Here is a 21,146-nt window from a genome sequence, read left to right on the forward strand (position 1 = left end):
TCTTAAAAGTTATCTTGTTCCCTTTCTTGTAAATTTCAAACCGTATAAATATAAATCAGGAATATGGTATCTCTTTTCTTCATTTTCAGTTTTTGTTTTCTTATAAGCTTTATAATCTTTTAAAACACCAATGTTTTTTAACTTTTCAATAATACTAATAGGTTCTTCTCCCATTTTTTTTAATGCTTCTATCAAATCTTTTTCATTTATTGGTGCTCGACCATCAGAAACATTGTTATATAAATTTAAAAAAACATTTTCTAATTCAGGATACTCTTCTTTTAATTCATCTACTTGAGCAGCTGACACTGATTTTTCAAGCGCAGTTTCTATATTTTTAGAACGAATTATTCTGTCTTTTGGGGTGTCAATTTCACTTAATTCATTTTTTGCGCTTTGTTCAAATAATTTTATTAAAGTACGTGGATGTATCTTATTATTTGTATCTTCAATATGGATTCTTACCCAATTATATGGATAAGCTTTATTATTTCCACCCATATTTTTTCCAAAAATTTTATCTAGAATTTTTTTATGTTCTTCCTCGTTTCTTAAATTTGGAATACTACCTAAAATACTGTTTTGATCAATTTCAAAACCTTTAAATAAATCTGATTTTTTATTTTGTTCATAAATTCTTTTCCATACTACGTTTAACAACTGATCGTATTGCCATTCAATTTTCTGAGAATAATTTGATATTTTAACTTTATCTGTTAGTCCTGAAACTTCTCTTTCAAAAATATCACTTCGTAAGAATATTTTAGCTTTTAAGTTACTATATCGATTAATATAATCATAGTAAAAACTAACTAAAGCACTTACTAATTTCCCTCTTAATCCATCTTGATCTGGTAAACCCGCATCTAAATAATCGTAAACAATTATAAAAGTCTTGTTTGACTCTAATAATGTTTTATTAACTTGATCTAAAACACTAATCAATAGTTCTCCAATATTTTCTTCTTTGGCAATAGATTTAAGATCAATTATTTCACAATTTTTAATTCTTGTTACCAGCTCTTTTTCAGGCAAAGTGTCACTTTTTAATTGGCGTATCAACAAAATAATCCAATAGTTTCTATAATGAGAAGATTCAAAATCTTTTAACGATTCAAAATTAGTTTTATCTGGAAAATCAGTATTTCCTTTTTCAAAACCTATTATCCAATCTGTATTTTCAATTTCCGTAGTATTTACACCACAATAACGAGCTAATTCATTAGCATACTTCTTATGAGATAATACAGAAAATAAAGCTGTTTTACCAACACCTTTTTCCCCAAGAATCAAAAATTTATCTTTTTCAAAAATATACTTGTAATCCTTTCTTGGATAAAATAGTTTTTTTAAATCATTCTCGACTTTAAATTCATTTTCAGATGTACCAGAAGCTATTTCAGTAATATTTCTCAAAACTGCTTTATTATTACTGTCTTTATTATTACTATCGTTTTCAACAAAACTATATGTAACTGTATTATTGATAATATCCACAATTTGTTGATAAGGATTATTGACCCCTTCAATTAGTAATGAAAGTTTATCATTACTATTTAATATTAAGGCTTGAGAATTATACGGAATATCAATAGGATAGTGTTCAGCGGTTTCATCAAATTGAGAAGGGAAATAATCTTCATCATAATAATTTTTAGAAAATATCTCATAACTTCTTTCTACATAATAACCTCTTTCCTCTTTAGCAACGTTTTCATCTAATGGAACTGGAGAATTTATCAAATAAAACTTTGTGTCTTTTTCCTTTAATTTAGTTAGTTCAGGTAAAATACTCTCTAAACCAAACATATTTTGTTGATTACCGTAAAACAAAAGAAATATTGTTTGTGCATATCTATTAAATACTAAACCTCCAACATCGTTAATACCTGTTCTAGTATCGATTAGTATATGATCGGGATTTAATTTTTCTTCCATTTTTTTAAGGAATAAATCTGGAATATAACCTTTTGAATTAGTGAATTTAATATTTGTTTTTGATAATTTATTTATATAAGAATTAGAACTATTACTATCAGTTGAAATAGCTGGAATAATAATAAGTTCGCCCCCTTGTGTTCCAACTAAAGCTTGTTCGTTTTTTTTAAAATAATAATCGTCAAGATTAATTTTATCTAAATCTCTTTCATTTGATTCAAAATCAATCAAAAAATCAACAAATCCCTTCACTGATAATAATGATTGTGCGTCATCGTTTTGATTTGCAAATATTGAAGCTAGACCTGGTGCTTCTAAATCAAAGTCAACAATCATGACTTTCTTTCCTTGTCGGGCTAATAATAAAGCCGTTAAAATAGTTGCTGTAGTGCGTCCAACACCTCCTTTGAAGGAGTAAAAAGAAGTAATAGGAGAGTCTAATTTATATGAATCTTGTATAAACCAGTTAGTATTTTCAATATGACGTTCAGAAAAATAAATATTTTCACTTACCTTTTCGCTAGATTTAATTAAATCTTGAAAAATAAAATCATCTTTAGTTTCATTAATAAAATCTATTGTATCTATCAGTGCCTTTAATTGTTCAGGTAAATTAATTTTAGGACTTTCAGTTATATTTGAGACAATGTAAATAGCGAAACGTGAATATATATTACGAACAATAAAAATTTTTTCAAAATCATTTAACGTTTTTGAAAAATCAATAATATCATTTTTTATTTTATCAAAAGTATTCATTATGTTTTTTATATTAAATTATGTCCGTCTAATCTCATTTGAGCTATTTTTTGCATAGCAATATTAATTTCACTTTGAAATCTAATTGAATCTTGTTCAATCAATTCATTAACTTCTTCTATATACCTTGTATTTACAGGATTCCATTTTTGTAAAATTTCACTAAAATTTGTAGTGCTATCAATAAAATAAGTCTGGTTTGAAGAATTACCAGCAGAAATATATTGTAAACATTTACTATTTAAACTTGAAATATCGTGACTAAAAGGTGGATTAGAACCAGATAACAGATGAATTGTTATTTTAATGTAACATTCAATGACATATCCAGCCAAATAACAAGAATTATGAAATTCTTGATTACTATGCAAATATTCAGATGATTTATACATCCTATTTGCAGTATTAAAGTAGTTATCCATTTTATATGTTTTTGTAAAAATACAAATATTTTACTTTTTAATGATTAATTCCCTAAAAACCCTATCCAATTCCTCATTCTCTACTTTTCCACTTTTTAAAAACTTAGCCTTTTCTTGGTTAAAAGCAACCGTTTCCTGCAAGAAGTGGGTTATTATTTCTTCTTTTGGGTGCAAATAGGTTTCGTATTGATTGGCTTTTATTTCCATGAGTTCTTTTACTTTTTCTTGTATGTGTTGCGGAGCAATAGGCAATAATTCCATAAAAGCTACTGGTGGAAAGGTATTGTTTTCTATAATCCATTTTCCAGCTAAAGCGGTTCGCAAGGCATAGAAATAGCTTTTTAACTTTACTTGTTCTTGTTCGCAAACATCCATGAAATTCTTTGTTGTCCCTAAATAATGGTGCAAACAAGCAATAGGCGAAAAACAGGCTTTGGCAATGGCTTTTATTTCCTTTGCAAAAACTTCATTCTCATAATACACTATGGGTGAATGCAACCACTCTAGCAAAGATGCGTTGGATTTTGCTAATAATCGTACGGTTTTCCTCAAATCCCAACCTGAACCGTCTAAATCGTCAGCAGTCATGAATTCGATAACATCGGGTTTTTCAAAAATAGAAAGGTAATAGTCCAAATCGTGTTTGTAGATAAAACGAATGTCATAATCGCTATCTGGAGAAGCAAAACCCCAAGCTCTGCTTCCCGACTCTACCGCAAATAATAGTTCTACATTTTTTTCTTTTGCTGTTTCTTGTAGTTTGGCTAGTATTTTATCTTTCATGTTTATTGCTTTTTACGTGTTGTGATTTCCCAATTTTCAGATTGGTTCGGATTTCTAGTTTCTTCAATTTGAAGTAGGTAACGCAAAAGATTTTTATCATTTCTATTGGGCTGAATTAAGAGTCTGAAACGATATACTTTTGAAATGTCTATAAATTCATCCGTAAATGAATGTTCTTCAAGGTACTCTTTAACAACTTCTATATTTTTAGAAAATTGAGTGTTTTTAGATAAGAAAGTTAGTAAATTGAGCGCTATTTCTTTTTGATATATTTTGTCATTTAGGTAAGTATCATCAACAATGTAAGATGTTTCAAAAGTTAACAATAAATTATCACAACCTGAAAGGTTTGCCGTAATTAGGGTGTCTTGATTTTTATATACCTCTTCAATTATTTCTGTATAGTTGTGCATGTCAATGGTTCTTTCTCGCTTGCTAACATTTGACATTTCTTTATAAATTGTTTTTGATTTTAATTTTGCCAAAGCACATTTGGACAAATAGGATGTTTCGTAAACATTTCCGTTTGTATAAATGAATGATAGCGAAGTAGAATCTAAATCTTCGCTCATATAGGTTCTAAAATTTTGAGTAACATCCACTTCAAATTTGTTGGCTTTGAATGTTGCTTTATCGATTATATTATATGAAAATGGAGCATATCCTAAAATAGAATGTGTTTGTAATGCATTGATATCGTCTTTCATAATGTAAAACAAATATTCTTGATTGGTATTTGCATTACCACCTAGCATACCTTCTGAATTGCGATTTACAATATAATCTACAACTCCGTCATTATTAAAATCTGTTCTTGCTACAATTGAAAAAGAAACAGAATAACGATCTCCTTCATTAGGATAATCAACGTAAAAAGGTGCTGTTTTGGTTTGTATTTCATCATATTTTTGCCCAGAAATATCATCATTTATAAGTTTCTTTAAAAATTTGATTTCTGTTTCAGATAATACAATAGTGTCTTTTTCTATTGCACTTTCATTCACAGTATCCTGAGCGGTGACTTCTTTATTCAGGTTATTTTTAAGTTCTTTTTTGCATGAAAACATCACAAAGAAACAGATAACAATTATATTTACTTTCATTACTTTTTATGCTTTTATATTATTTTCCTCATCAGAAAGTCTATATTTTTCTGCGGTTTGTTCTACAATATTTCTAATTCTGTTGCGAAGAAATGCAGGTTTAATGATTTCAACACCGTTTCCAAAGCCTAATAACAAACGTTCTAATTCATAGTTTATAATTAAATATAAGGTAATAATTACGCTTCCGTCTTCATTTTCTTGTATTACTCTTTGTGAGCTATGAAAGGGTTTCGTTATTACATAGGGCGCATTGGCTGCATCAACATAGATTCTAATTTTTCGAGGATCTAAACCATTATTAACAGTCACTCCTACTACATTTTTATAGTATTCGTCGGCATCAAAATTACTATCATGATAGTCTAATGAAAAATCGAAATCAATAGAGACAATTCGGTCTAAAGCTAAATTTGTAATAATTCTGTCTTCTTCTTTATTCCCTTTTTTACCTACCAAAAACCATCTATTATTGAATTCTTTTAGTATAAAAGGATGAAAATAGAACTCGTTGGCTTCCTTTGATTTAAAGGATTTATAATTGATCTTTAATACTATTTTTTTTACTATGGCCTGATACAATTCGTCTAAAAAATGTAAACCTTTTAGTTTTTCGTTCTTATCTAGGTGTATTACAGGCTTAGTATGTGATTTTTCGGCATAGATTTTATCTTCCAAACGTTGTAAAATATCAGACACATCACTAAAAAGTGAAAAATCTTTGAATTGTTTTAGCATGGAAACGGTTTCCGTTAATACATTGATATCGGTTTCCGTTAAGGGTATATCGGTTATGGAGAAATCTTCATCTTCATACTTGTAATATTTTTTGTCATAGACTACAATCGGGGCATTGTACCCTAGTTTTTCACTACGCATCATTTGTATATCCAACTGAATGGTACGTTTACTGATATTACTTTCTTTGCCTTCATATTCAAACAAAGCATTGGAACAAGCTTCAATGAGATCGTCTAACGTCCATTGACGGTATTTGTTTTGCAAACATTTATCTATGGTTTTATATCGTATGAGTGCGTTTTTATTTTGTGCCATTTTCTTAAAATTAAATAGTTTTTATAGCTGTGCTATTTCTTTTTGAATGCTTTCTCTTGCTTTAGCTTCATACAAATTTTGATAGGTTTCCGTTTGGTAAATCGTAGCATTTTCTAAAAAATGCTGCAACGCTTTTTTACGACCTGGCTTATATAGAAAATCGGGATATATTCTATATTCTTTTCTAATTTGTTTGTAATAAGCTTCATAATTATCCCAATCTTTGGCTAGAATTTCTAAATCAAAATCGATTAACCAATTGGTATCTTCATTTTCATTATGCTCATGTTGTTTTGTGGCTACAATCATATCAAAAACTAAAGTTCTATTGATAGTTACTTCTTTAGGAATAATACTCAAAGCAAATTCGGCACTTTTTAATTCGTTATCCGTTTTCTTCGCATTATAGACAATATCATGATAGAAAATTGCATAGCACACTTCATTTTGCATTTGAATTTCAGATTGATACTTTTTAAAACTTAGCATCATGTTTTCTAAATGCGACAAATTATGATAGTATCTATTTTTTTGAGAATAGGCTTTTTCCAATATCATCCAATGTTTTTCTATGTCATTTTGGCGAAAACCAATTGTTGCTAAGAGGTCGAAGTATATTGTTTTCAAATTCATGTAAGTTCTTTCCTCAAAAATACGCATTTTTTAAAAGGTTTGAAGAAGAAAAAGAATGCTTTTAAAATCAAAAAAAAAATCTAAAACATTAATAATGCACTATCCAAAATTATTTTTTTTAAAAAAATGGGTAATAAAAATAAAATAATGGCACTAGCTAAAGATCGATCAAATGGTGTATCCTGAAAAACCATAATAAAAAGAGTAGGGAAAATTAATTTAACAAATTATGAAATTATTCAAAAAAACAGCTTTATTACTTGTGTTTGTATCGTTTTTCTCTTGTTCAAATGATGAAGATTTTTCAACAACTGCTACTTCTACTACAAATGAGAATGCTTCTCAGTTAAACAAAACAGGAAGTCGATTCATGACTTATGGAGATGTTGTAACTATTTTTCATTTTAACTCAAGAAAATTTTTCACAGGGGAAGCGAATGGAGATGCAACAATAAACAAGCAATGGAATTCTACTACTCCTTGGGTGAATAATGTTTGGTTTCCTTATGCAAAATTTAAAATTATAAATCCAAACAACCCTAGTTCTACTGCACAAGTAAAAACGGGTGATGAAATTGCACTAAGATGTATTGCTAATAATTATTATGTTTGTGCAGAATCTTGGGACAATGATGTAAACGTTAACAGAACAGCTATTGGTCCTTGGGAAAAATGGAGAGTCTATGCTCCTAGTAATGTAACTGTTGGTAACTCTATTTTTTATAGTTCTACAGGTTATTTAGCTATGGTTTCTTTAAAATCTACTTGGAACAAATATTTAAGACCTGACGGATTGGGTTATGCAAAAGCAGGAGCTCCATTTGACCCTACAATTTCTGTTCTTAGTAATTTGAATTGTTTTCAAATGTCGAAACAATAAAATTTTATATTTAACCTGAGTTAAATTTAAACATTAAGCGTTTTCAGTTTAAACGAGGTACAAAAAACTAAACCCCGAATTAATTAAAATTCGGGGTTTTTACATTCTTTAAAGCAATGAAATTATTTCACTTCTTCAAAATCTACATCTTGAGTTTGATCTCCAGAAGCATCTCCTTGTGGTTGAGCGTCTTGTGGAGCTCCTTGTCCTTCCGCTTGTGCTTTATACATCTCTTCTGATGCATTTTTCCAAGCTTCATTGATTTTATCTAAAGCTGGAGTAATTGTATCTACATCTTTAGTTTCGTATGCTTTTTTCAATTCTTCTAAAGCTCCTTCAATTGCTGTTTTGTTTCCTTCAGACAATTTATCTCCAAACTCTGTTAATTGTTTTTCTGTTTGGAAAATCATACTGTCTGCTTCGTTTAATTTAGAAGCTTTCTCCATAGCTGCTTTGTCCGCATCGGCATTCATTTCGGCTTCTTTACGCATTCTTTCGATTTCTTCTTGTGTTAATCCAGAAGAAGCTTCGATACGAATATCATGTGATTTTCCAGTTCCTTTATCAGTAGCAGATACTTTAATAATACCATTAGCGTCGATATCGAAAGTTACTTCAATTTGAGGTACACCTCTTTGTGCTGGTGGAATACCGTCTAAATGGAAACGCCCGATAGTTTTATTATCTGTTGCCATTGGTCTTTCCCCTTGCAACACATGGATTTCTACTGATGGCTGATTGTCAGCTGCTGTAGAGAAAACTTGTGATTTTTTAGTAGGGATAGTAGTGTTAGCGTCAATTAATTTTGTCATTACACCTCCCATAGTTTCAATACCTAATGAAAGTGGCGTTACATCTAATAATAATACATCTTTTACATCTCCTGTTAATACACCACCTTGAATAGCTGCTCCAATTGCTACAACCTCATCTGGATTTACTCCTTTTGATGGTTTTTTACCAAAGAATTTTTCTACTTGCTCTTGGATAACAGGAATACGAGTAGAACCACCTACTAAGATAACCTCATCAATATCTGACGTAGATAAACCAGCATCTTTCAATGCTTTTGCAACTGGCTCCATTGAACGTTTTACTAAAGCATCTGCTAATTGTTCAAATTTTGCACGTGTTAATGTTTGCACCAAGTGTTTTGGTCCTGTAGCTGTAGCTGTAACATATGGTAAGTTGATTTCTGTTTGAGCAGAAGATGATAACTCAATTTTTGCTTTTTCAGCAGCTTCTTTCAAACGTTGTAAAGCCATAGGATCTTTACGTAAATCTACTCCTTCTGCACTATTAAACTCATTTGCTAACCAGTCAATAATAACTTGGTCAAAATCGTCACCTCCTAAGTGTGTATCTCCATTTGTTGATAATACCTCAAACACACCATCTCCTAATTCAAGGATAGAAATATCAAATGTTCCTCCTCCTAAGTCATAAACAGCAATTTTTTGATCTTTACCTTGCTTATCTAAACCATAAGCTAACGCAGCAGCTGTTGGCTCATTAATGATACGCATTACTTCTAATCCTGCAATTTGACCTGCTTCTTTAGTTGCCTGACGTTGTGCATCGTTAAAATAAGCAGGAACTGTAATTACAGCTTTAGTTACTTCTGTCCCTAAATAATCTTCAGCTGTTTTCTTCATTTTTTGAAGTGTCATTGCTGACAATTCTTGAGGTGTATATAATCTTCCGTCAATATCAACTCTTGGTGTATCATTGTCTCCTTTAACAACTTTATAAGCTACTGTAGAAGCTTCTTTAGCGCTTTCAGAATATTTATTACCCATAAAACGTTTTACAGAAGCAATAGTTTTTGTAGGATTAGTTACAGCTTGTCTTTTAGCAGGATCTCCAACTTTAATCTCTCCTCCTTCTACAAAAGCAATTACTGAAGGTGTTGTTCTTTTTCCTTCTGCATTAGCAATTACGACTGGCTCTCCACCCTCCATAACAGCAACACAAGAATTTGTTGTTCCTAAATCAATTCCAATAATTTTACTCATAACTTTTAATCTTAATTTATTTGGTGTATTTATTTCATTTTAAAAATCTGATTTGTTTATTTCAATGATTATGCCAAGTACGAAAAGCTTACTTTTTTGACAGAATAGGAACAAAAAAAATGACACTTTGTCATTTTAACCAAAGTTACACATTAGAAATCTTTATTTATTAAAATAAAAAAAGCTACCCTAAGGCAGCTTCTTTAACATAGGAATAAGATGTATTAATTTAAGTTAAAATATTCTTCATCTGACATTTCACCAGATTGAATTCTTCTTAATTCTTCAGCATGAGCACGAATATAAGCATCTATTTCTGGATTAAAATATTCAGATTGTGCTTGTCTGTATTGACCATTCAATACTCCTGAATAGTAATAGAAGAAATTATAATCAAAACTTTGTGCATTTAGGCTATAAGCTCCTAATAAAAACCCTAAACGAACCGCAGAACGTCTTTGTGCTGCTGTTCCATGATGACCAGGACAAGTTGTACAATTATCTCCAATAGCTGCTGCAAACTCATAAGCAGATGCTATATCTGAGAATGATGATTTGTTAAAACCTGTTGGTCTTCTTAAATAGTATCCAGCCATTCCGTCTGCTTCTAACTCAGCAGCACGAGCAGTAGACTCATTTCGTGAAGGTAACCCATAGGTATACTGTAACTGATGTCCAAACTCATGTGCTAAAATCATTGCATTAACCATGTTGTCACTTGATTTTGCTTTAGCCGCTTTGTAAATAGCTTCTCCATAATAAATTTTTGCAGGATAACTATATGAAATAGCATTGTAAGTAGATCCTGGATTGCTTGGATCTTTTACAAAACGAAGTGTAACAGCTGGTCTTCCCCAAACAGAAGCAATTCTAGAATTTTGAGTATTCATAAAATTAGTTTCTGATGAAGTTCCAATCGTAGTACTCAAAACCGCTGAAGAACTCCAGTTTCCATCAACATAACCACATTGACTTTCTGCAGAACTAGGTTGCTGATCTACAACTGCTAAAACTTCTTCTTGTGTGTTTGAATTTGCTTCATCATCTTTAGTACAAGATACTGCTGTTGTTAATGCAATTGCTCCCAATAATAGGAATGCATTTTTGAAATTTGTTTTCATTAAAAAATAGTTAAGATTATTAATAGGACAATATTATGAAATAAAATTGCATTATTTTTACATTATTTACATTTTAAATGTTAAAAAAATAGTTATAATGTTTTTTAGCGATTAAAAAAACATTTCATCGATGTTTAACCATTTTGTTTCATTTTTTTTAACAAAAAACATGAAAAACTTGTAAAAATTAACAAACCGCGTTTATTTAAAGAATTATAGTTCTTTGTCTCTTATATTTGCAGCACATAAAAAGTTATAATTAGAAATTATGGAATGTATTTCAGTTTTTGATATGTTAAAAATTGGTGTTGGCCCTTCAAGTTCTCATACATTAGGACCTTGGCGTGGTGCTGAACGTTTTTTAGCAGAGTTACGCAAAGAAAATTTAATTGATAGCATTAACAGAATTAAAGTTGACCTATACGGATCATTATCATTAACAGGGAAAGGACACGCAACAGACTTGGCAGTTATGCTAGGTTTGAGTGGTGCAGATCCAGAGTATATCCCAGTAGAAAGTATTGATATAATTATTACTGCAATAAAAAATAAAAAAGAAATATTTTTAGGAAATGAAATCATTATTCCTTTTGACTTTGAAAAGGATATTATTTTTAATAGAGATTTTTTACCATTCCACGCTAACGGTCTAAAATTTACTGCCTACACAGACAATCAAGAAATTGAAGAAACATATTATTCTATTGGTGGTGGTTTCGTTGTAAAAGAAGAAAGAGAAAATGCTGCTAAAAACGAAATTATGAAGTGTGCTTTCCCATTTCCTATCGAGAAGGGTGTTGAACTTCTAGAATATTGCAAATCTGAAAACAAGAAAATTTCTGAAATTGTTTATGAAAATGAAAAGTCAATGCGAAGTGAAGAAGAAATTCACAGTGAATTGATGCGCATTTGGGACACCATGCTAGAATGCATGTATATTGGCTGTCACACAGAAGGAACATTACCTGGTGGACTAAACGTTAGAAGAAGAGCCTATGACATGCATAAAAATTTAATTGGAGTCCTTCCTTATGATAATCCATATTCTTGGATGCAAATAATTCGTCAAACTGAAGTGAAATTTAGACAAATACTAAAATGGGTAAGCTGTTTTGCTTTAGCTGTTAACGAAGTGAACGCATCACTTGGAAGAGTAGTTACTGCACCTACAAATGGAAGTGCTGGTGTAATTCCTGCTGTTTTAATGTATTATTTAGTAATTGAAAATCATGATGCGAACGAAGAACAAATAAAGCAGTTTTTAATGACTGCTGGAGAAATTGGAAGTATTTTCAAAAAGGGTGCTACAATTTCTGCGGCCATGGGTGGTTGCCAAGCCGAAATAGGCGTTTCTAGTGCTATGGCAGCAGGAGCGCTATGTGAAATAATGGGAGGAACACCTGAACAGGTTCTTGTTGCTGCCGAAATAGCCATGGAACACCATTTAGGTTTAACCTGCGATCCTATTGGAGGTTTAGTACAAGTTCCTTGCATTGAACGCAATACTATGGGAGCTATTAAGGCTATTAATGCTGCCGAACTAGCCTTAGAAACTGACGCTAAAAATGCTAAAGTTCCTTTAGACAAAGTTGTAAATACCATGTGGGAAACAGCCAAAGATATGAACACAAAATATAAAGAAACCTCTGAAGGCGGTTTAGCTATTGCTGTAAACTTGGCAGATTGTTAATAAAATAGAAAGGGATTTTTACTAATAGGTAATTATCCCTTTTTTAAAAGCTATTCTTTTCTTCTAGTATCAATAAGGTGAACAATTTTCCATTCTTCTCCGTCTTTAATCAAAATAAAAGAATTAACACCTTTATGGCTGAATTTTCCATTCACATAAAATTCATAGGGTGTCCAAACATGGGCTAAATTAGCATCAATTTGAATTTTATAATCTAGTATTTTTTCTAAAAAAACAATAGTATTAGGTATAGAAGCTATTTGTTTTAAAAACACACTATAGCTACTTTTTTGTAAAGCAGATTGATTTTTTTTATCTGAAACAGAATTTATGACAATATTTTCATGAGCCATTTTCCGCAAATTAATAGTATCTTTATTATGAAAAGCTATAAAAAATTGTTCTACCGATTCTTTTACTTCTTTTTCTTGACAAAATGATTGAAAAACCATAAAGGAACAAAGCCATATTAATATATTTCTTTTCATGTTTTTTATTTAATTTGTTTCATTTTTAAAGAAAATGTTACACTAAAAACAAATTTTATTAATTTGAATAATTTATATCCTGTTTGATTTATTACATTTGCCTAGTTAAAATCTTCAAAATTTTAATTATTTTTAGATTTTATTAAAGTTTTCTAATTAATTCCCAAACATATAATTTATAAAAAATGTCTGTAGCTAAAAAAGATTACAAAAGAATCACCACCAAAAGCCTTGTTGAAATGAAGGAAAATGGAGAAAAAATCTCAATGTTAACAGCCTACGATTATACTATGGCTAAAATTGTAGATTCTTCTGGTGTAGATGTGATTCTTGTTGGTGATTCAGCAAGTAATGTAATGGCTGGACACGAAACTACACTACCAATCACTTTAGACCAAATGATTTATCACGCTTCTTCAGTTGTTCGTGCTGCACAAAGAGCACTAATTGTTGTGGATTTACCTTTTGGGTCTTATCAATCTGACCCTAAAGAAGCTTTGCGTTCAGCAATAAGAATAATGAAAGAAAGTGGCGGACATGCTGTAAAATTAGAAGGTGGAAAAGAAATTAAAGAGAGTATTAAACGCATCTTGAATGCAGGAATTCCTGTCATGGGACACTTAGGGCTTACACCACAATCAATATATAAATTTGGAACATATACGGTTAGAGCAAAAGAAGACGAAGAAGCAGAAAAACTAATAGAAGATGCAAAAATGCTTGAAAGAGTGGGTTGTTTTGCATTAGTTTTGGAAAAAATACCTGCTGCATTAGCTCAAAAAGTAGCAGAAAGTATCACGATTCCTGTAATTGGTATTGGTGCTGGCAATGGTGTTGATGGTCAAGTTTTAGTCCTTCATGACATGATTGGAATGACACATGAATTCAGTCCACGTTTCCTTAGACGATACATGAATTTATATGAAGATATGACAGCAGCTATAGGTCAATATGTTTCCGATGTTAAAACAATTGATTTTCCAAACGAAAATGAACAATACTAATTTTTATAATTAAATAGTATTCTATTTTAAATAATGGCTGAGAAAATTATTTCTACAAAAGACAATCTTCAAGTTCTTCATGAAGATAATCATGTTATTGTGATTAATAAACGTGTTGGTGACATTGTTCAAGGTGACAAAACTGGTGACAAACCTTTATCTGAAGTTGTAAAAGAGTATCTCAAAGAAAAATACAATAAACCAGGCGAAGTTTTTCTAGGAGTCATTCATCGTCTAGATAGACCAACTACTGGTATTGTAGTTTTTGCTAAAACATCTAAAGCATTAACTCGTTTAAACGAAAGCTTCAAAAATAGAGATACACAAAAAACCTATTGGGCTGTGGTTAAAAACTGTCCACCAAAAAATAATGATACATTAATTCATTATTTAAAGAGAAATCCGAAAAATAATACTTCCAAAGCACACACTAAAGAAGTTCCTGACAGTAAAAAAGCTAGTTTAGAATATACGATTATCAAAAGACTAGACAACTACTTTGGATTAGAGATTCAACTGCATACCGGAAGACATCATCAAATAAGAGCCCAATTAGCAGCTATTGGCTGCCCTATTAAAGGCGACTTGAAATATGGTTTCGACAGAAGTAACCCAGATGGAGGAATACATCTTCATGCAAGGCAATTAATCTTTAATCATCCTGTTACCAAAGAAGTTTTAAAAATTATAGCCCCAACACCTAAAGAGGTAATTTGGAATGCTATTTCTTAACTAAGAGAAGATAAAGAATTTAATCGAACAAAACAAGCCTAGAATAATATTATTCTAGGCTTGTTTTATCATACAATATTAAAGTTTTTAATTTAAAGTGACTCTAATCATTACATCTTCTTTTTTCTTTTTGTAAACTTCAAACATAAAAGAATTTTGACTCGTTTGAAAAACTCTACTCACAGCAAATTGATGCATTTGAAAATCTTCTATTTCTCGTCCGTTTAAAATTGAGGATTTACTAAGACTTCCATCACTATCTGAAACTTTTACTGCCGTTAAATAACCACCCATTCCATCTCTATGCCCTGCTGGAGTTTTATCTATCGGTAAATCAATATTTTTAACATTATCTAAAAAAACTAGATAATGATAATTATTAGAATTACAATATTTAAATGACATCCCTCCTATACCCCTAACTCCAGCTTGAGTTTTTGGTATTTTTTTCATCCATTTTAAATCCTTATCAACGCCTATTTTTGTAATAAATATATCGTTATAATGAAAACTAGTAGATGTTCTACTTGACCCATCTGCATTCATTGATGTTCTTGTCACAATAAAATCTTGTTCACCAATAAGCACCAAACTTCCATCCTCGTTAATTATTATATTTTTTAATTCTAAATTTGGAATCTTAGCTTCAATTCCTTTTTCTTCTCTCTTTTCATTTCTCTTCTTTGTTTTTTTACTTTCATATTGATTTATTAACTCAATAGGAATACTATGAAAAGTTTCGTCATAAATCTTTCCATTTCGGTCAATTTTAAAAGCTAAAACACCATCACTATCGCTTAAATCTTCTCCTTTACCATTACTAAAATAACCACCACAAATTAAAAAATCATTTGAAGAATCAAACATCCATAATTTGTTTACGAACTTATCTTTATTATCGAATTTAGAAATTTCAATATCACTTGATCCATTTTTAATATAAAATAATTCTAAATGATAGTTCGCAAATTCATCTTTGTTTCTTTTTTTATCATCGTTACTGTCGTCATGATATACTTTTGCAAGAAGATACATATTTCCTTCATTATCCAATTGATAATCAAGATTATCCATCCTTCTTTCTGTGTATGGCATTTTTACCTCTCTATCAGAAACTTTATTCAAATTTTCATCGAAAGCAACCAAACCAATAACGTTATAATTTTTTTTATCATTCTTAATCTCTGGTTTTTTTACATATTGCACCAACATTTTTCTTTTATCATGAGACAACATAAAATCGAACTTATCTTGAGTTCCATTAATCATATCTCTTAAACCTCCTCCAAAAAAATGAAAATTACTACCTCCAGTGAGCTTACCTTCAACAATAATAATAGGTTTGTGTACTTCTGAAAGCTTTCCTTTTTCAAAATCTAATATTACAGAAAATAATTGCTCCTGATCATCTTTACCATTCCAAGAAGAATAAAAAACATAAATATTTTCTCCCAATTCTAAAACACTTTCAATTCTATAGTTTTTAGGAAAAAAATCCTCTTGTAATGTACTTTTTATAAAAGCTGGTTTATCATTATTAAATTTCTGAATAAAAATATCTCTTTTATAAAATTTCAATGAAACAGATTCATTTCCTTTAGAAAAATAGTATTTACTTGGAGCATCAAAAACTTTATACGGTGCACTAATACTGTAAGAATAGTCAGGTGACAACGATTTCTGACAAAAAGCAAGCGTAGAACTAATTAGAAACGTTGCTAATAGAATTGTTTTTTTCATTTTAAAACTATATATATTATCTATAAACATCTTGCTTCTGCATTTGTAATAAATACGAAAATCATTTTTGAAGCAACAAGTAACTTCAAAAATGATTTCGACAAAATACGACCTTTGCAAAATCAAACAAAGATAGTTGTTATTTATTATTTAAAATATAATTTTCTTACATTATTAATACTCCAGCAACGATTTCAATGCTTCTTCAAACCTTGTTTTAGGTAAATATTGATCTTCTAAAGCTTTCACAAAAGGAATAGCACTTTCAATACTTGCTACTCTTTTTACAGGAGCGTCTAAATATTCAAAACAATTCTCCATAATCATTGCAGAAATATCACTTGCAATTCCTCCAAACAGTGTATCTTCTTGTAAAATAATTACTCTATTTGTTTTTTGAACAGAAGTATAAATTGTTTCCCAATCTAAAGGTTGCAACGTTCTTAAATCTATTAAATCAGCACTAATATCTGGATTATTTGACAACGTTTCTAATGCCCAATGCACACCAGCTCCAAACGAAATAATTGTTACTGCACTACCTTCTTTCAAAAGTGCTGCTTTGCCTAATGGAAGAGTATAATACTCTTTTGGTACATCTTGATAAACACTTCTATATAATTGTTTATGTTCGAAGAACATTACCGGATTTGGATCGTTAATAGCCGTATTCAATAATCCTTTTGCATCATAAGGGAATGCAGGATAAACCACTTTTAGTCCAGGAGTTTTGGTAAACCAAGCTTCATTAGTTTGCGAATGGAAAGGGCCAGCTTGTGTTCCACCTCCACAAGGCATACGAACCACAACATCGGCTTTTTCATTCCAACGATAATGTTGTTTTGCTAATAAATTCACAATTGGATTAAAACCTGTAGAAACAAAATCAGCAAATTGCATTTCAACCACCGCTTTGTAACCATTAATAGAAAGTCCGTTTGCAGCAGAAACGATAGCGCTTTCACAAATTGGTGTGTTTCGAACTCTTTCTTTTCCAAATGCTTCTACAAATCCATCTGTAATTTTAAATGCTCCTCCATATTCTGCAATATCTTGTCCCATAATAACAAGATTTTCATGTCTTTCCATGGATTGACGTAATCCATTAGAAATTGCATCAATTAAACGAATATTTTCCTTTTCTTCTGATGGCTCAATTGCTTCAAAAGTATAAGGCATATACATATCACTTAACTCTTCTTCTAAATCCGAAATTACATCTGGTTGAGATTGTGTTAATGCCCAATGCTCATCTATTTCTTCTTTTATTTTAGATTTAAAAAAGACATCATCTTGTTCGTTGATCACAAAAGTTCTAAACAAATATTCCCTAAAATTAGAAATCGGATCCTTTTCAGCCCACATATCCATTAACTCCTGTGGAACATATTTAGTGCCACTCGCTTCTTCATGACCTCGCATTCTAAAGGTTTTAAACTCTAATAACACCGGTCTAGGATTTTCAATCATTGAAGCTTTCAATTGAGATACTAGATTATATACCTCTAAAATATTATTTCCATCCACAACATGACTTTCCATTCCATAGCCTATACCCTTATCGGCTAGGTTTTCACAACGATATTGTTCATTTGTAGGTGTTGACAAACCATAACCATTATTTTCAATTACAAACAAGACAGGCAAATCCCAAACCGATGCGATATTTAAAGCTTCATGAAAATCTCCTTCCGAAGTTGCACCTTCACCTGTAAAAACAGCGGTAACTTTACCATTCTTTTTTAATTTATTTGCTAAAGCAATACCATCTGCAACACCCATTTGTGGCCCAAGGTGAGAAATCATCCCAATAATATTATATTCTTGAGTACCAAAATGAAAACTTCTATCTCTCCCTTTTGTGAACCCCGTTTTCTTTCCTTGCCATTGCGAAAAAAGTCGATGCAAAGGAATATCTCTCGAAGTAAAAACACCTAAATTTCGATGCATTGGTAAAATATACTCATCTTGATCTAAAACAGATGTTATACCCACAGATATTGCCTCTTGACCTATTCCAGAAAACCATTTTGAAACTTTTCCTTGTCTGAGAAGAATTAACATTTTCTCTTCAATCATTCTAGGCTTTAAAAGTCTTTTATATAATTCTATAAGGTCTCTGTTGCTTAAATCTTTTCTATCGAAATTCATACAAATGTTATCTTAAATTGAATACCAAAAATAGGAAAAATAACATTTTACAAGTAGATTGTTACAAAAAAATATCAATATTTTTTTATTGCTCAAATTCTGAATGTTAATAACTTTCAGAATTTCAATTAAAAATATTTAATTACCTTTGTTTTATGTAGGTGTAAAGCCTATTGTAAGTTATTAACAATAATGTAATATAATGCAAAAAATTCCAAGTGTTGACTTACGTGATTTCCTGTCGGATGATCCGACACGTAAACAAAAATTTGTAAATGAAATCGGAAAAGCCTACGAAGAAATCGGCTTCGTAGCATTAAAAGGTCATTTCTTAGATGACAAATTAGTAGAGGATTTATATGCAGAAGTAAGAAACTTCTTCTCATTACCTCTCGAAAACAAATCAAAATATGAAATTCCAGGAATTGGAGGACAAAGAGGTTATGTTTCTTTTGGAAAAGAACATGCAAAAGGACGTTCTGCTGGAGATTTAAAAGAATTCTGGCATTTTGGCCAATATGTTTCTGAAGATTCAAAATATAAAAATGAATATCCAGAAAATGTAGAAGTAACTGAGCTTCCTAAATTCAATACAGTTGGAAAAGAAGCCTATCAAATGTTAGAAAAAACAGGCATATATGTCCTTAGAGCTTTAGCTTTATATATTGGCCTAGATGAATTTTATTTTGACAAATACATTAAAGATGGAAATTCAATTTTAAGACCTATTCATTACCCTCCAATTACGGACGAACCTAAAGATGGGGCTGTTCGTGCTGCTGCTCATGGTGATATTAACTTAATCACTTTATTGATGGGAGCCCAAGGAAAAGGTCTTCAGGTACAAAATCACAATGGAGAATGGATTGACGCAATGGCACAACCAGATGAATTAATGATAAATGTTGGTGACATGTTGTCTCGACACACAAATAACAAATTAAAATCAACTATTCATCAAGTAGTTAATCCTCCAAGAGAATTATGGAGTTCTTCACGCTATTCTATTCCTTTCTTTATGCATCCAGTTAGCGAAATGGAATTAAATTGTTTACCAGAATGTATTGATGAACAAAATCCTAAAGCATTTGACGACATTACAGCTGGTGATTTTTTACATGAAAGATTAGTAGAATTAGGACTAATTAAAAAATAATTGTAAATTTATAATTTCAAATTAAAGGCATTGAGTTCCACTCGATGTCTTTTTTGATTTTAAAAACCTTGTAAAAATTAAAAGGTAATAACTTTCCTTCAAAAGAATTGTTTTATTACAACCATTAAAAATATACATTAAAATGAGTTTAGAAGATCAATTAAAAAAATTATTTCCAAATCATGAAGTCACAAACGAACCAGAAGAGACTGAAGAAAAAGAACACGAATTATTCGTCCAAAAAGACCCCATGATTTGTAAATATGAAAAAAGAAAAGGGAAACCAACTACAATTATTGCTGGATATGAAGGAGAAGAGGAAGATTTTAAACTATTAGCCAAAGAAATTAAAAATAAATTTGCTGTCGGAGGAAGTTTTAAAGACGGTGAAATTATTATTCAAGGCGATTATAGAGATAAAATAATGAAATACCTACAAGAAAAAGGTTTCAGAACCAAACGAGTAGGTGGTTAATGATTGTGTACTATAATAATTTCAATATTCAAATTATTACAAACACAATGCAAAACACATAATACAATATACAATTATTAAATAAAATGATACAAAATTCAGAATTAATATTAAATCCAGACGGTAGTATATACCATATCAATTTAAAACCAGAAAACATAGCTCATGACATAATATTTGTTGGAGATCAAGAAAGAGTAGAAAAAATTACAAATCGTTTTGATACAATTGAATTCACAACCCAAAAACGGGAATTTAAAACCCAAACAGGTTATTATAAAGGAAAACGTCTAACAGTGATTTCTACAGGTATTGGACCAGACAATATAGATATTGTTTTAAACGAGTTAGACGCCCTAGTAAACATCGATTTAGAAACACGCAAACCCAAAAAAGACTTAACAGCATTAAACATTGTCAGAATTGGCACATCTGGTTCATTACAAAAAGACATCCCTGTTGATAGTTTAGTAATGAGTGAATATGCAATTGGTTTAGACAACATGTTACGCTCTTATTTAATTGATTCTATCAGCGAAAAAGACATTGAAGATGCTTTTATTGAACAAACAAATTGGGATTTAAGTAAAGGACGACCATATGTTATAAAATGTAGCAATACTTTATCTGAAAAAATTTTTAGTAATACAATGCAAAAAGGTTTTACTGGAACTGCTGGTGGTTTCTATGGACCGCAAGGACGCGTTTTAAGACTAGAAATACAAGATCCTGAATTGAACACCAAAATGGATAATTTCAATTTTAACGGAACAAGAATGACCAATCTAGAAATGGAAACTGCCGCTATATATGGTTTAGGAAAACTACTAGGCCATAATTGCTTATCTTTAAATGCAATAATTGCTAACAGAGCAACAGGAGATTTTAGCGCTAACCCATATCAAACAGTTGAAAACTTAATTGATTATACACTTGAAAAACTAATTAAATAATAAAAATTTTAATTCATAATAACCATTTCTCATATGAAAGTTAGATT

19 protein-coding genes (1 of these 19 running past the window's edge) are annotated in these 21,146 nt (G+C 30.6%); 8 read left to right on the plus strand and 11 right to left on the minus strand.

The genetic code is table 11. From position 1 onward, the window contains the following. Positions 1-9: 9 nt before the first annotated feature. From ACZ49Z_RS19015 to ACZ49Z_RS19040, 6 genes are read right to left on the minus strand one after another with little or no spacing between them, the layout of a single operon-like run. Entirely contained in the window at positions 10-2,697 is a 2,688-nt protein-coding gene (locus ACZ49Z_RS19015; RefSeq protein ID WP_464305876.1) for a ParA family protein, read from the minus strand. 8 nt (positions 2,698-2,705) lie between these two features. Next, positions 2,706-3,119, minus strand: coding sequence for a HEPN domain-containing protein (locus tag ACZ49Z_RS19020; protein ID WP_464305877.1), 414 nt, complete (start codon positions 3,117-3,119; stop codon positions 2,706-2,708). A gap of 30 nt (positions 3,120-3,149) precedes the next feature. Then, positions 3,150-3,902 (minus strand): nucleotidyltransferase domain-containing protein, encoded by a 753-nt coding sequence (locus ACZ49Z_RS19025; RefSeq protein ID WP_464305878.1) that lies wholly within the window; start codon positions 3,900-3,902, stop codon positions 3,150-3,152. 2 nt (positions 3,903-3,904) lie between these two features. Further along, positions 3,905-5,005, minus strand: a complete 1,101-nt coding sequence (locus ACZ49Z_RS19030) for a hypothetical protein (protein ID WP_464305879.1) — start codon at positions 5,003-5,005, stop codon at positions 3,905-3,907. A 6-nt stretch (positions 5,006-5,011) separates the two neighbouring features. Further along, positions 5,012-6,061, minus strand: a complete 1,050-nt coding sequence (locus ACZ49Z_RS19035; protein ID WP_464305880.1) for a helix-turn-helix transcriptional regulator — start codon at positions 6,059-6,061, stop codon at positions 5,012-5,014. A gap of 21 nt (positions 6,062-6,082) precedes the next feature. Next, positions 6,083-6,721: an HD domain-containing protein gene (locus ACZ49Z_RS19040; protein ID WP_464305881.1), complete on the minus strand. Its 639-nt coding sequence runs from the start codon at positions 6,719-6,721 to the stop codon at positions 6,083-6,085. Positions 6,722-6,923: 202 nt separating this feature from the next. Here ACZ49Z_RS19040 and ACZ49Z_RS19045 point away from each other — a divergent pair, with 202 nt between their 5' ends. After that, positions 6,924-7,574 (plus strand): fascin domain-containing protein, encoded by a 651-nt coding sequence (locus ACZ49Z_RS19045; protein ID WP_464305882.1) that lies wholly within the window; start codon positions 6,924-6,926, stop codon positions 7,572-7,574. Between the two features lie 122 nt (positions 7,575-7,696). On the opposite strand, the gene dnaK is transcribed toward ACZ49Z_RS19045, so the two are convergent. Continuing rightward, positions 7,697-9,589 (minus strand): molecular chaperone DnaK, encoded by a 1,893-nt coding sequence (dnaK, locus tag ACZ49Z_RS19050; RefSeq protein ID WP_464305883.1) that lies wholly within the window; start codon positions 9,587-9,589, stop codon positions 7,697-7,699. A 224-nt stretch (positions 9,590-9,813) separates the two neighbouring features. Then, entirely contained in the window at positions 9,814-10,710 is an 897-nt protein-coding gene (locus ACZ49Z_RS19055) for a metalloprotease (RefSeq protein ID WP_464305884.1), read from the minus strand. 265 nt (positions 10,711-10,975) lie between these two features. Here ACZ49Z_RS19055 and ACZ49Z_RS19060 point away from each other — a divergent pair, with 265 nt between their 5' ends. After that, the gene (locus ACZ49Z_RS19060; RefSeq protein WP_464308082.1) at positions 10,976-12,400 is read left to right on the plus strand and encodes an L-serine ammonia-lyase; all 1,425 of its coding nucleotides are present in this window, start codon (positions 10,976-10,978) and stop codon (positions 12,398-12,400) included. 50 nt (positions 12,401-12,450) lie between these two features. On the opposite strand, the gene ACZ49Z_RS19065 is transcribed toward ACZ49Z_RS19060, so the two are convergent. Then, positions 12,451-12,888, minus strand: a complete 438-nt coding sequence (locus ACZ49Z_RS19065; protein WP_464305885.1) for a nuclear transport factor 2 family protein — start codon at positions 12,886-12,888, stop codon at positions 12,451-12,453. A gap of 185 nt (positions 12,889-13,073) precedes the next feature. Here ACZ49Z_RS19065 and panB point away from each other — a divergent pair, with 185 nt between their 5' ends. Together panB and ACZ49Z_RS19075 are read left to right on the plus strand one after the other, a co-directional pair. Continuing rightward, complete coding sequence (panB, locus tag ACZ49Z_RS19070) at positions 13,074-13,892, plus strand: 3-methyl-2-oxobutanoate hydroxymethyltransferase (protein WP_464305886.1); 819 nt, start codon at positions 13,074-13,076, stop codon at positions 13,890-13,892. 33 nt (positions 13,893-13,925) lie between these two features. Further along, positions 13,926-14,624, plus strand: a complete 699-nt coding sequence (locus ACZ49Z_RS19075; RefSeq protein WP_464305887.1) for an RluA family pseudouridine synthase — start codon at positions 13,926-13,928, stop codon at positions 14,622-14,624. A gap of 87 nt (positions 14,625-14,711) precedes the next feature. Here ACZ49Z_RS19075 and ACZ49Z_RS19080 read toward each other — a convergent pair whose 3' ends face one another. Next, complete coding sequence (locus ACZ49Z_RS19080) at positions 14,712-16,364, minus strand: hypothetical protein (protein WP_464305888.1); 1,653 nt, start codon at positions 16,362-16,364, stop codon at positions 14,712-14,714. A gap of 174 nt (positions 16,365-16,538) precedes the next feature. After that, a complete protein-coding gene (locus ACZ49Z_RS19085; protein WP_464305889.1) occupies positions 16,539-18,515 on the minus strand; it encodes an alpha-ketoacid dehydrogenase subunit alpha/beta in 1,977 nt (658 codons plus the stop codon). A gap of 202 nt (positions 18,516-18,717) precedes the next feature. Between ACZ49Z_RS19085 and ACZ49Z_RS19090 the strand changes: the two genes are divergently transcribed. From ACZ49Z_RS19090 to ACZ49Z_RS19105, 4 genes are all read left to right on the plus strand, one after another. Next, positions 18,718-19,671, plus strand: a complete 954-nt coding sequence (locus tag ACZ49Z_RS19090; RefSeq protein WP_464305890.1) for an isopenicillin N synthase family dioxygenase — start codon at positions 18,718-18,720, stop codon at positions 19,669-19,671. Positions 19,672-19,813: 142 nt separating this feature from the next. After that, on the plus strand, positions 19,814-20,146 hold the full coding sequence (locus ACZ49Z_RS19095) for a translation initiation factor (RefSeq protein ID WP_464305891.1): 333 nt from the start codon (positions 19,814-19,816) through the stop codon (positions 20,144-20,146). An 86-nt stretch (positions 20,147-20,232) separates the two neighbouring features. Beyond that, on the plus strand, positions 20,233-21,099 hold the full coding sequence (locus ACZ49Z_RS19100) for a nucleoside phosphorylase (protein ID WP_464305892.1): 867 nt from the start codon (positions 20,233-20,235) through the stop codon (positions 21,097-21,099). Between the two features lie 33 nt (positions 21,100-21,132). After that, positions 21,133-21,146 carry the start of a VOC family protein gene (locus ACZ49Z_RS19105; RefSeq protein WP_464305893.1) on the plus strand. The gene runs 373 nt beyond the window's last position, so the window shows 14 of its 387 coding nt (coding positions 1-14); its start codon is at positions 21,133-21,135; its stop codon lies beyond the right edge, outside the window.

The organism is Flavobacterium sp. KY-23415, from assembly GCF_055384985.1.

Bases quoted from the DNA above. Each gene is read 5' to 3' on its own strand.
- ACZ49Z_RS19075 (WP_464305887.1), top strand. From the start codon at position 13,926: ATGGCTGAGAAAATTATTTCTACAAAAGACAATCTTCAAGTTCTTCAT.
- ACZ49Z_RS19040 (WP_464305881.1), bottom strand. From the start codon at position 6,721: ATGCGTATTTTTGAGGAAAGAACTTACATGAATTTGAAAACAATATAC.
- ACZ49Z_RS19030 (WP_464305879.1), bottom strand. From the start codon at position 5,005: ATGAAAGTAAATATAATTGTTATCTGTTTCTTTGTGATGTTTTCATGC.
- ACZ49Z_RS19090 (WP_464305890.1), top strand. From the start codon at position 18,718: ATGCAAAAAATTCCAAGTGTTGACTTACGTGATTTCCTGTCGGATGAT.
- ACZ49Z_RS19015 (WP_464305876.1), bottom strand. From the start codon at position 2,697: ATGAATACTTTTGATAAAATAAAAAATGATATTATTGATTTTTCAAAA.
- ACZ49Z_RS19025 (WP_464305878.1), bottom strand. From the start codon at position 3,902: ATGAAAGATAAAATACTAGCCAAACTACAAGAAACAGCAAAAGAAAAA.
- ACZ49Z_RS19080 (WP_464305888.1), bottom strand. From the start codon at position 16,364: ATGAAAAAAACAATTCTATTAGCAACGTTTCTAATTAGTTCTACGCTT.
- ACZ49Z_RS19020 (WP_464305877.1), bottom strand. From the start codon at position 3,119: ATGGATAACTACTTTAATACTGCAAATAGGATGTATAAATCATCTGAA.
- ACZ49Z_RS19035 (WP_464305880.1), bottom strand. From the start codon at position 6,061: ATGGCACAAAATAAAAACGCACTCATACGATATAAAACCATAGATAAA.
- ACZ49Z_RS19045 (WP_464305882.1), top strand. From the start codon at position 6,924: ATGAAATTATTCAAAAAAACAGCTTTATTACTTGTGTTTGTATCGTTT.
- ACZ49Z_RS19100 (WP_464305892.1), top strand. From the start codon at position 20,233: ATGATACAAAATTCAGAATTAATATTAAATCCAGACGGTAGTATATAC.
- panB (WP_464305886.1), top strand. From the start codon at position 13,074: ATGTCTGTAGCTAAAAAAGATTACAAAAGAATCACCACCAAAAGCCTT.
- dnaK (WP_464305883.1), bottom strand. From the start codon at position 9,589: ATGAGTAAAATTATTGGAATTGATTTAGGAACAACAAATTCTTGTGTT.
- ACZ49Z_RS19065 (WP_464305885.1), bottom strand. From the start codon at position 12,888: ATGAAAAGAAATATATTAATATGGCTTTGTTCCTTTATGGTTTTTCAA.
- ACZ49Z_RS19095 (WP_464305891.1), top strand. From the start codon at position 19,814: ATGAGTTTAGAAGATCAATTAAAAAAATTATTTCCAAATCATGAAGTC.
- ACZ49Z_RS19055 (WP_464305884.1), bottom strand. From the start codon at position 10,710: ATGAAAACAAATTTCAAAAATGCATTCCTATTATTGGGAGCAATTGCA.
- ACZ49Z_RS19085 (WP_464305889.1), bottom strand. From the start codon at position 18,515: ATGAATTTCGATAGAAAAGATTTAAGCAACAGAGACCTTATAGAATTA.